11 protein-coding genes are annotated in these 13432 nt (G+C 46.9%); 7 read left to right on the top strand and 4 right to left on the bottom strand.

All coding sequences use genetic code 11. The features are described 5' to 3' along the window. Positions 1 to 30: 30 nt before the first annotated feature. Together G7Y45_RS12140 and G7Y45_RS12135 are read right to left on the bottom strand one after the other, a co-directional pair. Positions 31 to 1383, bottom strand: coding sequence for a Na(+)-translocating NADH-quinone reductase subunit A (locus G7Y45_RS12140; RefSeq protein ID WP_005776985.1), 1353 nt, complete (start codon positions 1381 to 1383; stop codon positions 31 to 33). Between the two features lie 547 nt (positions 1384 to 1930). After that, positions 1931 to 3328, bottom strand: coding sequence for a C1 family peptidase (locus G7Y45_RS12135; RefSeq protein WP_005776984.1), 1398 nt, complete (start codon positions 3326 to 3328; stop codon positions 1931 to 1933). Between the two features lie 162 nt (positions 3329 to 3490). On the opposite strand from G7Y45_RS12135, the gene G7Y45_RS12130 reads away from it, so the two are divergent. The 7 genes from G7Y45_RS12130 (at position 3491) to G7Y45_RS12100 (ending at position 12564) form a co-directional block, all read left to right on the top strand. Next, on the top strand, positions 3491 to 4708 hold the full coding sequence (locus G7Y45_RS12130; RefSeq protein WP_165014596.1) for a BamA/TamA family outer membrane protein: 1218 nt from the start codon (positions 3491 to 3493) through the stop codon (positions 4706 to 4708). Between the two features lie 134 nt (positions 4709 to 4842). Beyond that, positions 4843 to 5592: a TolC family protein gene (locus G7Y45_RS12125; RefSeq protein ID WP_005805356.1), complete on the top strand. Its 750-nt coding sequence runs from the start codon at positions 4843 to 4845 to the stop codon at positions 5590 to 5592. A 13-nt stretch (positions 5593 to 5605) separates the two neighbouring features. Further along, positions 5606 to 7825: a hypothetical protein gene (locus tag G7Y45_RS12120; protein ID WP_165014593.1), complete on the top strand. Its 2220-nt coding sequence runs from the start codon at positions 5606 to 5608 to the stop codon at positions 7823 to 7825. Then, positions 7815 to 9164 carry an O-antigen ligase gene (locus G7Y45_RS12115; protein WP_005776972.1) on the top strand — a complete coding sequence of 450 codons (1350 nt, stop codon included), beginning with the start codon at positions 7815 to 7817 and terminating at the stop codon, positions 9162 to 9164. Before G7Y45_RS12120 ends, G7Y45_RS12115 begins: the two co-directional genes overlap by 11 nt. Positions 9165 to 9313: 149 nt before the next feature. After that, positions 9314 to 10204, top strand: a complete 891-nt coding sequence (locus tag G7Y45_RS12110) for a glycosyltransferase family 2 protein (protein WP_165014590.1) — start codon at positions 9314 to 9316, stop codon at positions 10202 to 10204. A gap of 43 nt (positions 10205 to 10247) precedes the next feature. Continuing rightward, entirely contained in the window at positions 10248 to 11408 is a 1161-nt protein-coding gene (locus G7Y45_RS12105; protein WP_032530873.1) for a glycosyltransferase family 2 protein, read from the top strand. Between the two features lie 22 nt (positions 11409 to 11430). Further along, positions 11431 to 12564 carry a glycosyltransferase family 1 protein gene (locus G7Y45_RS12100; RefSeq protein ID WP_032530875.1) on the top strand — a complete coding sequence of 378 codons (1134 nt, stop codon included), beginning with the start codon at positions 11431 to 11433 and terminating at the stop codon, positions 12562 to 12564. Positions 12565 to 12697: 133 nt separating this feature from the next. On the opposite strand, the gene G7Y45_RS12095 is transcribed toward G7Y45_RS12100, so the two are convergent. Beyond that, positions 12698 to 13147, bottom strand: coding sequence for an N-acetylmuramoyl-L-alanine amidase (locus G7Y45_RS12095; protein WP_005776967.1), 450 nt, complete (start codon positions 13145 to 13147; stop codon positions 12698 to 12700). After that, positions 13144 to 13422 (bottom strand): hypothetical protein, encoded by a 279-nt coding sequence (locus G7Y45_RS12090; RefSeq protein ID WP_005805336.1) that lies wholly within the window; start codon positions 13420 to 13422, stop codon positions 13144 to 13146. Before G7Y45_RS12090 ends, G7Y45_RS12095 begins: the two co-directional genes overlap by 4 nt. Positions 13423 to 13432: the final 10 nt, after the last annotated feature.

The following is a 13432-nucleotide window of genomic DNA, read 5'->3' as shown; positions in this document are numbered from 1 at the left end:
TTATGAATTATATAAATTATGTGTTATGAATTACATCATTTCAGCACGAAGCATATCGAGTCCGGCACGAACGATGCGTTGCAATTCCAGTTTCGAAGAGTCGACAAACTCACACAAAGCAAAGTCCTCGGGCGCTACTTCGTAGATACCCAGAGCTTCCATGCGGTCGATGTCTCCGGCAATGATTGCTTTAATCAGGAATTCAGGCAGAATGTCCATCGGGAACACTTTGTCGTATTCGCCGGACATGATCATATGGCGTTCGCCTCCCTTGATACGGGCATCGAGCACATACTCTTTCTTATTTCCCATCAACCAGCTGAAATACGAACGGTTCACGCTGAACTGATTGAAACGGGGCATGATCCATCCCAACATTTCGTGGATGTCGTCGCCTTCGGGAATCACGGTCAACTGACTGTCGAAAGCACCGAGGAATCCGTTTGGTTTCACCTGCTTGCCTGTCAGCACATTACCGCTGATGTAACGCAACTCCTTATCTTTTGTCACGTTTCCGGCAAACACATTGGTCAACAATGCACCTACTTTCAGTTTGCAATAAGCCGGTTTCAGGACTTCAGAGCCTGTAACGGCTACAGTGCGTGTCAGATCCACCCGTCCGGAATTGAACAGACGTCCGATGAAGATCACAGCTTCTGCGCCGATGGTCCACACGGTTTCACCTTTCACCACAGGAGCTACATGATTGATTTGCACCCCTACATTTCCAGCAGGGTTCGGTCCGTCAAATACGGTTACCGTGACATTTTTAGCCTGTGTCAAGGCTGTCGTTTTTTGTTTGCTGCTAATACCGAGATACGTCTTGGCGATCTTAGCCAGGGCATCCAGTCCAGTCTGGAAATTAGCTTCTTCCCCTTTCAGAGCGAACTCAAAATCGGGTGCCAGCGGGTTGCTGTCGAAAGCAGAAATGAAAATAGCCCGCGGAGCGACTGTCGGATCGGCAATCACGTCATACGGACGCTGTCTCATAAATGCAAACATACCAGCTTCCAAGAGTGCAGCTTTCACAGCCTCACCGTCGAGTTTGGATACGTCCTTCTTGCCGAATTCTTCGTAATCCTGCTCAGCAGCGGCTTCAACCACGATGTTCAGCACCTTACGGCGTGCACCGCGCTCCACGCTTGTTACAACGCCGCTAACGGGCGAAACAAATTTAACTTCAGGATGGTTCTTGTCGATAAACAAGGGTCCCCCGGCCATCACATATTCCTGTTCTTTCACCACCACCTTCGGAGTCACTCCTGGGAAATCATCGGGTACGAGTGCGTAGAATCCCGGTTCTTTCACCGTTGAGAGCTCTTCAGCAGCTTTTCCTTTCAGGTTGATGTCAAGGCCTTTACGTAACTTTATTACATTTGCCATGTGATTATATAAAATAATGGTTTCATAATTTGCCCGCAAAAGTAATAAATAATAATGTGAATAAAGAGGAAATGTGAAAGGAATTAAGGAGATATTTCTTTAATTAGCATCGTTAACGATCACAAAGATACTAAAAAGGCTAAAATTATCACTGATGAATGGTCAACAAAGAACGAGGAACAGGCTATGCTGAATGAATTATTGACGGCGAACAGGGGATGCCGGAAAGTATAAATTATGGGGGGGACATAGCCATCCGGAAAGAAGGGTATAGCCTTAGTTGTAAAAGGGTGTAGCCCTATGGATGAAAGGGTGTAGCCCCAACAGCAAAAGGGTGTAGCCATCCGCGGAGGACAGCTACACCCTTTTTTATTTAGCGTCGATCGTTTTGAACCCTTCAATCGATATATAAAGATATGTATTCAATCTCCTCTCCCCCCCAAAGGACGCTCCCCTTATAAACCGGGGGAGAATGAAGGCAATACCTACCTTATGGCACAAACCTGTTGACCGTTTATCATTCAGAGTTCATCGGTCAGCGTTCATTTCACTCTTCCGGAGCAAACATCGGGTCCCAGGCAGGCAAACGAACAGGTTTCTGCTTCAGAACTTCCAACACTTTGGGAGTTGCGAATTTCTTTTCTACCACCAGGCGGAACATATATTCGTTGAACCACTGATCCGTCATAATCAAGTGTCCCTGATAGCCATTGGCAGCTCCCCAACTGTTTTCCACCATCCATTTCACCGGTTTGCCATCCTTAATGTCTACCGCCATCAGAGTCATGGCATGGCTCGATCCACTGGCAAATGTCTGCACACGCTGTTTCTTATCCATACCGAAAGTGGTACCCATCAACGAAGCATAGTCATAGTTGTTCACATCCAGCAACCCGCGTTCCGAGTTCAAGAATTTACCTACATCACACGAAAAATACATCATCGTACTATCCTTCAGCGAAGCGATGGCCATCTCCTTGATTTCATCGGCCGGCAGGTTAACATACGTCCAGTTGCGTCCGTCATAACGGTGACGGTCAAAGTCGATTTCATAACACTTATAATATTCACGGCTCGGATCGTTCATCAGCATCACGTAATTGTCCAGCAGATTCTTGTCGCCGTATTTTTCGAGGAACGACATCGGTGTGTATTGTGCAGTCTCCACCGGATTCCCTTTTTCATCTTTACGCGTCCAGGTAAACTCCGTAGGAGGAACCCCCAGATTCAGCACCAGCATGCGGTATACGGTGCCCAGCATTTCCGTTTTACTGTTTTCAAGCGCAGGCAGTTTGTCTCCCTTTGCAGCCTGATCACGCAGTTGCAGACCAAATTCACGCAATTTTTCAGCAATCAGCCCAGCCATGCGTGATGTATTCTCGCTGCTGTTCGTCTCAGGCATCACCTCTTTAGGCACCAGACCATATTTAGAAACGATGTCGGCTACACCTGTAAACGTACCTCCGTCACTCAGCGGATTACGGAACAGCCACTCCACCATTTTGTCGTCCATCGGCTTCTCACGGGTGTCGATGACACCTTGCAGGAAAAGATTCGCTTTCTCCAGTTGATCCCAGAAGAAGTTGTAATTCTGAGAAAACTCAAACGATCCGAGTCCGTACCGGGCGATGGCTTTGGCGCGCATCACATTCAGGCCGGTGAACAGCCAGCAACGACCGGACGATTTCTGGTCTGTAATTCCTTTTGAGTCTACTTTAATAGAAAAATGGGTATCCATTCCCTTCAGGTTGTCCTGATTCAGAGCCAGCTTACGGATATCGTTGTTACCGATCGCGTTACGGATGGCCTTGTCGGTTGTCGTGCCCTGGTAGTTTTGTTTAATCCGGTTCAGCATTTCGGGGCTGATACCTCCCTTGTCCTGCTGTGCATACACACTTAAGAATGCGGCACTCAGAACAAAAACAGATAATATTCGTTTATTCATGTGGTAAAGTAATTTGGTTAATAAAGGAGCCTTCTCCTTTTTCTTTGCAAAAATAGCATCCTTTTCCGGATTTTTTGTCACAGTATTTAGATTTATTATCTATTCGAATGAAAACTAATCCAAATAAAATAGTTTCCTTTGCACCCATATTCGTACAAAGCAATGAAAAAATATATAATAGGTATATTGATGGCGATCATGCCCGCCACATTCACTGTAGCTCAAGAAGAAGGCACTACGCTCAGCACTGACACGACAAAGCAAGACAGCATTCCCGCCCTATCCAAGCGCGAACTACGACGTCAGCGGGTGGCCCGCCGTAACCTTCACTACAATATTCTCGGAGGTCCCAGCTACACTCCCGATTTCGGTCTGCTGATTGGCGGCAGCGGGTTGATGACCTTCCGGATGAATCCCAGCGACACCACCCAGCAGCGCTCTGTAGTGCCCGTAGCCATTGCCCTGATGTTCAATGGCGGACTCAACCTGTTCTCCAAGCCGCAACTTTTCTTTAAGGGCGACCGTTTCCGTATTTTCGGACAGTTCAGTTATAAAAACACACAGGAAAACTTTTACGGCATCGGTTACAGTACCAATAAGGATTATGTGCGCAGCGACACCACCAGCCAGTATCGTTACAGCGGATTGCAGATCAACCCTTGGTTCCTGTTCCGCCTGGGCGAAAGCAACTTCTTTGCCGGTCCGCAAGTCGACCTCAATTATGACCACATGTACGATCCGGCCAAATACCTTGTCGACCAACCCTCTTATAAAGCGGCCGGCGGCACAGAGAAAGGCTATAAGAACTTCAGTTCAGGTGTCGGTTTCCTGCTGACTTATGATACACGCGACGTACCTGCCAATGCCTATCGCGGCATGTATCTCGACTTCCGAGGCATGATGTACCAAAAATTCCTGGGAAGCGACAACAGCTTCTACCGTTTGGAGATAGACTACCGCCAGTACAAAACGTTGCGCAAACGCGGTGTGCTTGCATGGACCGCCCAAAGTAAAAACGTATTTGGCGACGTTCCGCTCAATAAATACGCGCTAAGCGGCACTCCGTTCGACCTTCGGGGATATTATATGGGGCAATACCGCGATAAATCGTCACACGTCGTCATGGCCGAATATCGCCAGATGATCAATACGGACAAGGGCAACTGGGTGAAACGCATGCTCAGCCATATAGGCTATGTGGCTTGGGCCGGATGCGGATTTATGGGTCCCAATCCGGGAAAAATAGAGGGTGTTCTGCCCAACATGGGCGTGGGTCTCCGCATAGAAGTACAGCCTCGTATGAACGTCCGTCTCGACCTGGGGCGCAACATGGTGAACAAACAAAACCTGTTCTATTTCAACATGACCGAGGCATTTTAAATAAATTATATTCAAATTCAATGCTATATTTATAAAAAAAGGGGTATATTTAGGGCATTAGTTGCAGATTTGTCTTATATTTGCACAGATTTCACAAGCATACAGACAATATATACAAATAAATATACCCGTTTATGAAAAGAATCCTATTCATATTCATTAGTATACCCCTACTCTTATTTGGTGCAGCTTCTCTTGTATATGCGCAGGAAACCAGCGATTACTCTAAACTGACTACGGAAGACTATACTAATATTTCCCTCCCCCCACTCGACCTTCTGTTCGAAAATGCCAAAGGAGGACCGATCTATGAACTGGCCGGTGTAAAAGAGCAGATAGAGCGCAAACTGCTGGCCAAGGAAAGACGCGCGTTCCTGAAGTTCTTCAGTGCCCGGGGTAGTTATCAGTGGGGAAAAGTCGGAGTAGATAATACGTTTACCGACGTTTCCACCCCCATTATGTACAACTACAATACATCCAAACAAACCATGTATACAATAGGCGGTGCAGTCAGTATCCCCTTTGACGAATTATTCGATCTGTCTCCTCGCGTTAAACGCCAAAAACTGAATGTAAAAGCTGCTGCCTTGGAACGGGAAGTAAAGTTTGAAGAGATGAAGCGGGAAATCATCGAAATGTACGCAACCGCAACCTCTCAACTCAATGTATTAAAACTGCGGGCGGAAGCCTTGGAATTGGCAACTATGCAGTATGATGTAGCCGAGAAGAATTTCGTAAACAACATCATTGACACAGGAGATTTATCTGTCGAAAAGCAAAGACAATCCACCGCATTAGAAGCTTTCGAAAAAAGTAAGTTTGAAGTAACCAAGAGCCTGATGATTCTGGAAGTCATCACCCGTACACCTATTTTAAGAAAATAAACAATCATACATTATGGACTATGTATTTTATCTGCTCCGCTCTCTCTATCGTGTGAAATGGTGGATCCTGTTGGGTACCGCCCTTATTACGGCTTTTGTATATTTCCGTATAGGACGGATGCAGGGAGGCTACAATGTGGAATCCACCCTTTATACAGGGGTTGTATCGGGCTATGGCATCGAAGAAACGACTAAAGTAGACTGGGCGTTGGCTCAAAACTCAATGGACAACCTGATCAATATCCTGCAATCGGAAAGTACCCTGAAGCGTGTCTCCCTGCGTCTCTTCTCACGCGTCCTGGTAAAAGGAAGGCCGGATAAAGACAACGAAGGAATCACCGCCTCCAGCTATAATTATACTTACAATCACATGAAGAACAGTAAGGATGGTAAAGCACTGGTTGCCTTGATCGATCGGAACAGCGAAGACAAGACCATGGAGAACTTCATGAAATATGAACGTCCGGACAAAGAAAATTACATTTACGGATTGTTTTATTTTCAGCATGTATTTTACAGTTATCAAGCCCTGAAGAGGATCAAAGTAGAACGTAAGGGAAACAGTGATTTAATCAAGACCAGCTATCAGTCCGGCGATCCGGGCATTGCCTATAATACGATTGACATCCTGATGAAGGAATTTGTCAACGAATATCAGGCACTCCGTTACGGCGGCACCGATAAAGTGATTGAATACTTTGCGGGAGAATTGAAACGCATCGGTAAAGAACTTGCCGGACAGGAAGACAATCTGACCCAATATAATATAGACAACCGGATCATCAACTATTATGACGAGACCAAAGAGATAGCTGCCATCAATAAAGAATTTGAATTGCGCGAACAAGATGTAGAGTTTGCTTACAACAGTTCGAAAGCGATGCTTATGGAGCTCGAGAGACAGATGGACGCAAACTCTAAACAACTGATCCATAACGTACAGTTAGTGGATAAACTAAAGCAGACGAGCAATTTAACCGGAAAAATCACTGAGATGGAAACGATTTCATCGCCAAGTGACAGCACCGGAACCAAGCTCCAAGCCTACAAAGACCGCTTAGCGCAAAATCGGAAAGAATTGTCAAGCATTGCCAGCCGATACGTGAACGGACAACATTCCAAAGAGGGAGTTGCCCGAAACACCATCGTGGAACAGTGGCTCGACCAACTGCTGCTTTTTGAGAAAGCGAAAGCCGAACTGAAAATTGTACAAAAAAGCCGTAACGACCTGAATGCGAAATACACTCACTTTGCTCCGGTGGGCACCACCATTAAACGCAAAGAACGCATCATCAACTTTACCGAACAGAGCTACCTGACCAACTTAAAAAGTTATAACGACGCTTTATTGCGCAAAAAGAACCTGGAGATGACCGCCGCCATCCTGAAGGTGCTCAATCCGCCTGCCTATCCGATCAATCAGGAATCTGTAGGAGGACGGAAAATTGTAGCGATGGCATGTGCCGGAGCCTTTATCTTTTTAGTGGCAGTATTCCTGTTGATAGAACTGATTGACCGCACTCTGCGTGACACACCCCGTACGCGCAAGCTGACAGGCGGCATTGTACTGGGCTCCTATCCTGCTCCCATGAAGCCCGGCCCCGTCAACAAACAATGTGAGGATGCGGCCACCCGTTATATGGGCACCGCTATTCAACGTTTCTTCACCGGACGAGCAGAAGGGCTTCCTTTTATTCTCAATCTTCTCAGTACCGAAGAAGGCAGTGGCAAGTCCTATTTGGCAGAGCGCCTTAAGAACTATTGGGAATCGCTTGGCCTGAAAGTACGACTGCTGACCGACGGGATTGATTTCGACTCCGGCTCACCCGGTTTCATACTATCCCAAAGCCTGAAAGAAATCTATACGCCTCAGTCCGAAGAAATCGTGATTGTGGAATACCGCAATCTGAAGCAAATAAACATACCGACACCCTTGTTGCAAGAAGCTCAATTGAACTTATTGGTTGCTTCGGCTATCCTTGGTTGGAAAGCGACTGACAAGGTATTACTCCAAAAGCTCAGGTTACAGATAGGAAAGCCTCCATATTTCTACCTCAACCGCGCGCCGAAGTACGAAGTAGAGACTTACACCGGTATGCTTCCGCCATATACCTGGATGCGCAAACAGATGTATCGGATCTCTCAACTCGCATTGACAGAAAGGTCTCTATACCGCCTCCGCAGCAAGAAAACCTCCAACGACAATCTCCAGGATGACGATGATGACGAATGATGAAGAAATCTATAAAGAACGGGATCCGGATACATCCGAACCCGTTTTTTATCTTTTGTTTGCCTCCCAGTTGATACTGATGTTGATGGGGATGTTCATATCCGTCAAGATGGGACTGGCCACTCTTCCGATTGTGACCGTATTGGGTGTGATTGCTTTAGGCAGATGCAGCAGCCGGAGTACAGACTGGAAACGGGGGAGAAACCTAATGGCAGGGCTTATCCTGATATGGGGGCTCTATTGCCTGTTCGAAATAGGCAACTCCAATCACGTGCAGGAAGCATGGAACATAGCCATCCCCCAATACTTTTTCTACCCGTTGCTTTGCGCATTCTTAGTGCCCCTGACCATCCGTAATTATAAGGGGATAGAAGCTCTGCTGCTGATCTGGTCCGTTTTCGTTTTAATAGCCACCCTGAAAGGTTACTGGCAAAAAAATCACGGCTTCAACGAACGGGAACTCTATTTTCTTTATGTACTGGGAGGGCACCGCACCCACTTCATCTGGTCCGGCATCCGCTATTTCTCCTGCTTTTCCGATGCGGCTAACTATGGAGTCCACGCAGCCATGGCCGCCACCACATTCGGCATGTCTGCCTTCTTCGTCCGTAAAAAGTGGATGAAGATATACTTCGGTGTCATCACCCTTTGCGCTCTTTATTGCATTGGCATCTCGGGTACCCGGGCAGCCGTAGGTGTACCGTTGGGAGGAATCCTGCTGTATGTTTTAATCTCTAAAAACTGGAAAGGATTTGTGTTTGGAGCCGTTTCACTGGTTGCTATTTTTTCATTCTTTTATTTCACCAACATCGGAGACAGCAACCAGTATGTCCGCAAGATGCGCTCTGCCTTCCGTCCCAGCAAAGACGCCTCCTATCAAGTGAGGGTTAAGAATAAGAACAACATGAAAGCATTGATGGCAGTAAAACCCATTGGTTACGGGCTTGGCCTGTCGAAAGGAGAACGCTTTCAGCCCCGGGAACTGATGCACTACCCGCCCGACTCGTGGTTGGTAGGCGTGTGGGTAGAAACGGGAATCATAGGACTGGTGCTCTATCTGCTTGTTCATGGAGTACTCTTTGCCTGGTGTTCCTGGCTATTGATGTTTAAGGTGATGAACAAGCGCTTGAGAGGCTTGTTGGCCGCCTGGCTTTGTATGGCTGCCGGTTTCTTCGTTGCCGCCTATGTAAATGATGTGATGCAATATCCCAACTCCATTATCGTTTATACCGGTTTCGCCCTTTGCATAGCGGGTCCTTATATCGATCCCGTGATGCAGAAAGAAGAAGAGGAACTGAAAAAGAAGAAAAATAAGACAGAGCAAGAAGAATTTTATTAATAATTGAAATAGAAATGAATACAATTCACCACAGAGTACACGGAGGACACAGAGTTTTAATCTCTTGTTTATTAAGATGTTTAAGAGAAAGATATTCTCTGTGTTCTCTGTGTCCTCTGTGGTGAATAATACTCAAAACCGTTACATAAATGAAACAAACATCTCCTATCATCTCTTTTATCACCATCTGCTACAACGGCTTGAATGACACTTGTGAGTTGATAGAGTCGCTACGCGCTACCATACACTCCGTCAGTTACGAAATCATTGTGGTGGACAACGCGTCCCGGCAAGATGAAGCCCGGATGATACAGGAACGATACCCCTTTGTGCGTACCCTCCGCAGCGAGAAGAACCTCGGATTCTCGGGAGGCAACAATCTCGGGATACAGATAGCGCAAGGACAATACCTGTTCCTGATCAACAATGACACTTACCTGACCGAAGACGGGCTGCCCGCCCTGATAGAACGGTTGGAGAGCAGTCCCCGCATCGGAGCAGTTTCGCCCAAGATCCGCTTCGCCTTCCCACCGCAAAACATCCAGTTTGCCGGCTACACCAAGTTGAGCCCCTATACGATGCGCAACAAGGCTTTGGGTATGGGATGTCCGGACGATGCAACTTTCAGCACGCCCCGCCCCAGCGCCTACCTTCATGGAGCCGCGCTGATGCTGAAACGGGAGGTCATCTGGAAAGCCGGACTGATGCCGGAGATTTATTTCCTCTATTATGAAGAGCTGGACTGGTGTACCAGCATGACGCGCGCCGGCTATCAGCTTTGGTACGAACCGCGCTGCACCGTTTTCCATAAAGAGAGCCAAAGCACCGGCAGGCAGAGCCCCCTTCGCGCTTTTTACATGATGCGAAACCGAATGCTTTACGCCTGGCGCAACCTGTCGGGAATGGAGCGCTGCCTGTCCATCGTTTACCAGATGCTGGTAGTAGCTCCCAAAGACAGCCTGCGCTTCGCCCTGAAAGGACAGCCCAAGTTAGCAGGGGCCGTCTGGCGCGGAGTGAAGGATTTCTGGACGCTGTGCTGAATCGTCCGCATAAATGTTTAAACAATAACCCAATATCAGACTTATGATACTAACCTTGATCGACTGGATTTTATTCATCCTGCTGGCACTCTGCGTCAGCTACCTGCTGGTATATGCCATCGCGTCAAAATTTTATCGTTCCCCCAACTATCCGAAAGCGGGCCGACTGCACCGCATTGCCGTCTTCTTTCCCGCCTACCAGGAAGACAAAGTCATCGTCGACTCCGTACGTTCTTTCCTTGAACAGGACTACCCCAAAGAGATGTACGATGTATACGTCATCTCCGACCACATGCAGGATACTACAAACGATGCATTGAACCGGCTTTTAGCCAAAGTGCTAATAGCCGATTACACAAACAGCACAAAAGCGAAAGCTTTGAATATAGCCGTTAAAACGGCCTTACCCATATATGACATCGCCGTCATAATGGATGCCGATAACGTGACAACAGCCAATTTCCTATCTGAAGTGAATCTTGCCTATAGTGCAGGAGTAAAGGCCATGCAAGCTCACCGGACAGGCAAAAAACTGGATACAGCCATCGCCCGACTTGATGCTGTAAGCGAAGAGATCAACAACGGGATCTTCCGTAGCGGACATAATCATCTCGGACTATCAGCCAGTTTATCGGGTTCCGGCATGGCTTTCGAATATGACTGGTTCAAGAAAGCTGTGCCCAGTCTAAAGACTGTAGGAGAAGATAAAGAACTTGAATTATTGCTCATACAAGACAGGATTCACATCACTTATCTGCCACACATACCTGTCTATGACGAAAAAAATCAAAAAAAAGACAGCATAAAGAAGCAACGTAAACGCTGGATGATTACTCAATTCGACATTTTACGCTTAGCCATACAATATTTACAAAAAAAGGGGATAGCTCACGAACTGCGCAATCCCGATCTTATAGACAAGGTCATTCAGTGGTTGCTCCCTCCGCGTCTATTGCAATTAGCGGCAGTTTTCAGCATCACTTTTTTAGTGACAATCATCTGTATATCATCTGCTCCCAAATGGTGGGTACTATCACTGGCACAGATGGCCGCCATGCTGGTTCCGATACCCAAACAGTATATGAACCGCTCTTTATTAAAGTCATTGTTATGCCTGCCACCACTCATAGTAAGTACCATCGGCAACTTATTCCGGCTCAAGGGAGCAAACAAGAAATTCATACATACTAAACACGGAGAGTAACCCACCCCTAAAATAAAGAACCATGAAAATAGCCATTGAAGCACAACGTATTTTCCGTACCAACAAACATGGAATGGACTTTGTCGCCCTGGAAACAATTCGCGAACTGCAAAAAATAGATCATAAAAATGAATATTATATCCTCGTCAGTCCCGGTGAAGATCACTGTTTGCAAAGTTCTCCAAACGTACACATCATCGAGCTTCACTGTCCCACTTATCCTCTTTGGGAACAGGTGGCACTACCGCGTGCCATAGCCCGCATAAAGCCCGATTTGCTGCACTGCACCAGTAATACAGCCCCTCTCTATTGTCCGGTAGCTTTAGTGCTTACTTTGCACGACATTATTTTTCTGGAAAAGCGCCAATCATTCAGTAAATCCTGGTATCAAGAGATGGGATGGTACTATCGGCGCTTTGTGGTTCCCCGAATCCTACCCAACTGCAAAAAGATCATCACAGTTTCCCATTTTGAATGCAACCGTATCCGTGAAGCGCTCAAACTGCCTGTGGAACAAATTACCCCTGTATATAATGGCTATAGCCAACATTTCAGACAACAGCCTAAACAGCCTTCCCTGACCCGGCGCTATATTCAAACCGACGGTTATCTATTCTTCTTGGGCAATACCGATCCTAAGAAGAATACCCCCCGCTTACTGAAAGCCTATTCTCTATACCTAAAAAAATCTACCGTGAAGCGTCCGCTGTTGATAGCCGACCTAAAAGAAGAAATTATAGATGAAATACTGGAAACAGAGAAGATACAAGAGATAAAACCTTATCTGAGTTATCCTGGTTATATCCGAAACCAAGATTTGTCAGCTGTGTACACAGGCGCATTTGCTTTTCTTTACCCTTCTTTACGTGAGAGTTTTGGTATTCCGCAACTGGAAGCTATGGCATGCGGTACACCGATTTTAACCGGCAACACATCCGCCATGCCCGAAGTGGCAGGTGAGGGTGCCATATTGATTGACCCTTTCAATCCGGCGGACATTTCCGAAAAGCTATTACGTTTGGAATTAGATCCCGTCTTCTATCAGCGGCAAGTTGAATATGGGCTTGAACGTGTGAAACTATTTTCATGGACCAAAAGCGCAGAAGCACTACTCGATATCTATCATGCCGTCGCAAATGAAAAACATGCATATTAATGGTTAGTTTAGGTAATTCACCACAGAGCAACACAGAGTTCCACAGAGGATTTATTTTCTCCGGGATACCCGTAAACGGGAAGCCAAAACTCCGTGTAAATCTGTGTTAATCCGTGTAATCTGTGGTGAACCGTCAACCAAATACCTCCCGCAACGAAACCTCGAAACACGGACAAGCCTTGATCCATTCCTCCGGCTCTATCTCTCCGTTGCCGTTCAGGTCCGTACTCAGATCGCGATGCCCGCACACCTCACAACCGGGATAATCCGTCAGAAGCGTACGCACCAGCACTCGCATCGAATGCTTCTGTTCGGGTGTACGGGTATCCTTGGGATGCCCTTCACGGTCCAGTCCGCCTTCATAGCAGATACCGATGGAACGGGCATTAAATCCGCGCGCATGCGCTCCGACACGTTCTATGGGACGGGTACTGACGATGCGTCCATCCTTACGGATGTAGAAATGATAGCCCGGACCGTTGAATCCCCGACGGCGATGGCATGTATCCAGATCGTACTCCGTGAAGCAGCGGTCTTCACGCGTAGCGGAGCAATGGATGACGATCAGATCGATTTTTCTCATATCGCTTCTCTCCTTTCACACTCTTTCAGACGACACCTGAGCGACAAGGCCTCCAGCAGTTCTTCGCGTAGCGAGATGACCTCGGCATGCATTTCTTTCACTTTCGAACTCAGTTCGAAGTAATCTTTCAGCATCTTCTCAAGCTGCCCCATCAGGAACTCGTACTGACCGGTGACCAACTGGCTGAACTCTTTCATTTTTGCCGCATCCTTCTTCCGCAGAAACGGCAGGAGGCCCATCAGGCACTCCAAAGCTTTTTCGATAATTGTTTTCATGATAGATGTT

The organism is Bacteroides sp. ZJ-18 (assembly GCF_011038705.2).
GTDB lineage: Bacteria > Bacteroidota > Bacteroidia > Bacteroidales > Bacteroidaceae > Bacteroides > Bacteroides hominis.
The sequence above is the reverse complement of the archived record's forward strand: the minus strand, read 5'-3'. Positions and strand labels throughout refer to the sequence as shown.

Coding starts and splice junctions, on each gene's coding strand:
- G7Y45_RS12140 (WP_005776985.1), bottom strand. CDS start 1,383: ATGGCAAATGTAATAAAGTTACGTAAAGGCCTTGACATCAACCTGAAA.
- G7Y45_RS12135 (WP_005776984.1), bottom strand. CDS start 3,328: ATGAATAAACGAATATTATCTGTTTTTGTTCTGAGTGCCGCATTCTTA.
- G7Y45_RS12130 (WP_165014596.1), top strand. CDS start 3,491: ATGAAAAAATATATAATAGGTATATTGATGGCGATCATGCCCGCCACA.
- G7Y45_RS12125 (WP_005805356.1), top strand. CDS start 4,843: ATGAAAAGAATCCTATTCATATTCATTAGTATACCCCTACTCTTATTT.
- G7Y45_RS12120 (WP_165014593.1), top strand. CDS start 5,606: ATGGACTATGTATTTTATCTGCTCCGCTCTCTCTATCGTGTGAAATGG.
- G7Y45_RS12115 (WP_005776972.1), top strand. CDS start 7,815: ATGACGAATGATGAAGAAATCTATAAAGAACGGGATCCGGATACATCC.
- G7Y45_RS12110 (WP_165014590.1), top strand. CDS start 9,314: ATGAAACAAACATCTCCTATCATCTCTTTTATCACCATCTGCTACAAC.
- G7Y45_RS12105 (WP_032530873.1), top strand. CDS start 10,248: ATGATACTAACCTTGATCGACTGGATTTTATTCATCCTGCTGGCACTC.
- G7Y45_RS12100 (WP_032530875.1), top strand. CDS start 11,431: ATGAAAATAGCCATTGAAGCACAACGTATTTTCCGTACCAACAAACAT.
- G7Y45_RS12095 (WP_005776967.1), bottom strand. CDS start 13,147: ATGAGAAAAATCGATCTGATCGTCATCCATTGCTCCGCTACGCGTGAA.
- G7Y45_RS12090 (WP_005805336.1), bottom strand. CDS start 13,422: ATGAAAACAATTATCGAAAAAGCTTTGGAGTGCCTGATGGGCCTCCTG.